Annotated in this window: 3 protein-coding genes; 1 reads left to right on the forward strand and 2 read right to left on the reverse strand. The window is 63.5% G+C overall.

Translation table 11 applies throughout. The features are described from left to right. Nucleotides 1-479 (reverse strand): pyridoxine 5'-phosphate synthase (locus EN914_RS33165; protein WP_127389575.1); only part of this gene is annotated, 479 nt, incomplete at its 3' end. Between the two features lie 135 nt (nt 480-614). Here EN914_RS33165 and EN914_RS33170 point away from each other — a divergent pair. Beyond that, nucleotides 615-1,037, forward strand: a complete 423-nt coding sequence (locus EN914_RS33170) for an STAS/SEC14 domain-containing protein (protein WP_024501391.1) — start codon at nt 615-617, stop codon at nt 1,035-1,037. On the opposite strand, the gene EN914_RS33175 is transcribed toward EN914_RS33170, so the two are convergent. Next, a partial coding sequence (locus tag EN914_RS33175) for an ATP-dependent RecD-like DNA helicase (RefSeq protein WP_127389574.1) occupies nt 1,030-2,098 on the reverse strand: 1,069 nt, incomplete at its 5' end. The two genes, EN914_RS33170 and EN914_RS33175, sit on opposite strands and share 8 nt — an antisense overlap.

Genomic DNA, 2,098 nt, shown 5'->3' on the forward strand with positions numbered 1-2,098 from the left:
GTATAGAGCTCGATGCGGTCGGCGCCGGTGTCGCGTGCGGCCGCCACCCAATCGGGATCCGGATCGGAAAACAACGACACGCGAAAGCCCCCCTTTTTCAGACGCTTGACGATCGGTGTGAGGAACGCGGCCTGGGTGGTGAAGTTCCAGCCATGGTCCGATGTCGCCTGGGCCGGATCGTCCGGCACCAAAGTCACCTGTTCGGGCTGATGCTTTTCCACAAGCAACAGGAAATCCTCGGTCGGATAGCCTTCGATGTTGAATTCCGCGCGCGGAAACTCGTCGTCGATCAGCGAGCGGATCTCGGGCAGATCGGAGTGTCTTGTATGCCGTTCGTCGGGGCGTGGATGCACCGTCAGCCCATGCGCTCCGGCCGCCAGCGCGATGCGGCCGATGCCGGTGACGCTGGGCCACGGCAGGTCGCGCCGGTTGCGCAGCATGGCGATGGCATTGAGGTTGACGGAGAGCTTTGCAGGCATGCGGGTGGCCTCGGAAATCATTCGACGCGCCCACCTATAATGCCTTTGACGGGAACAGTAATGGCTTTGGTGGGAACAGACTGGGGGTTTCGGGTGTTCCAAGCCTGATGAACGAACCAGGGAAAGGAAGCGCCGATGAATTTTCTCGATGAGGTTCCGGCAATCCGCCGTATCGAGACCAGCCGTGACGACCTTTTCGCCATCGACGTCGTCGGGCACGTTTCCGCGGCCGACGGTGAAAATCTCTTCGGGTTGCTGGAAGCGGCCTATGCCCTGCATCCGCGCATCGATGTCCTGGTGCGCCTCGTCGACCACGACGGCGTCGACTGGGCCGACATCGCGGACGAGACCCTCAAGCAGGGCGCCATCCATGCATTGGAACATGTCGGCCGTTGCGCAACCATCGGCGAACCGGACTGGATAGCGGACGCGCAACGCTTTCTGCCGTCCTCACCGCCCATCGAAATCAGGCATTTCAAGGCCGAGGACGAGGCTGCCGCCTGGCAATGGCTTGCCGCGCAGCCTATCGGGGCAACAGCATCCGGCGCCCCTACCTGACGATCGTCAGCCGCTCCGCCGCCCGCGTGATGGCAGTGTAGAGCCAGCGCTGGCGGGTTTCCTTGAAGGCCCAGCTTTCATCGAACAGCACGATCTCGTTCCACTGCGAGCCCTGCGCCTTGTGCACGGTCAGCGCGTAGCCATAGTCGAAATCGTCGAAGCGCTTCTTCTGCTGCCAGGGGATATCGGCATCGGGATCCTCGAACGCCGCCTTGAGCAGCTTGATCTTGGCGACGCCGCGATCCGGATCGTCCTCTTCCGGCGACACCAGAAGGTTGATGCCGGGCTTCACCGTCTCGCGCGACGATGTCATCACCTTCCACAGCGAGCCGTTGAGCAGGCCCTTTGCCGGATCGTTGCGCAGGCAGACCAGCTTGTCGCCGGCTTGCGGATAATCGGCATTGAAGCCCTTGAGCTCGCGCAGCCGCTGATTGTAGCGGCGCCGCGTGCGATTGGTGCCGACCAGCACCTGGTCCGCCCTGAGCACCAGCTCCTGGTTGACGTCTTCCTTGCCGATCACCTGCGCCGTGCCATAGTCGCCACGCATGAATTCCCGGCCCTCGCGCACATCGAGCGCCAGCCGCAGGATCGGGTTGTCGCGCGCCTGCCGGTGGATTTCGGTGAGCAGAAAATCCGGCTCGTGGTCGGTGAAGAAGCCGCCGCCCGAGATCGGCGGCAACTGGCCGGGGTCGCCAAGCACCAGGATCGGCGTGCCGAAACTCATCAGGTCGCGGCCGAGTTGCTCGTCGACCATCGAACATTCGTCGATGACGACCAGCTTGGCCCGCGAGATCGGGCTCTGCCGGTTGAGCGAAAAAGTCGGCGACATCGACGTCTTGCCGGTGATTTCGTCCGACACCGATTCCTCGCCTTTCGGCCGGTAGATCAGCGAATGGATGGTACGCGCATTGACCGCGCCCTTGGAGCGCAGCACCTGCGCCGCCTTGCCGGTGAAGGCGGCGAACTGCACCTGGCCGTCGACATGCTCGGCGAAATAGCGCGCCAGCGTCGTCTCGCCGGTGCCGGCATAGCCGAACAGCCGGAACAGCTGCGGCTGGCCG

The sequence above is a fragment of the Mesorhizobium sp. M7A.F.Ca.CA.001.08.2.1 genome, assembly GCF_003998455.1.
In the GTDB taxonomy this organism is placed as follows: domain Bacteria; phylum Pseudomonadota; class Alphaproteobacteria; order Rhizobiales; family Rhizobiaceae; genus Mesorhizobium; species Mesorhizobium ciceri.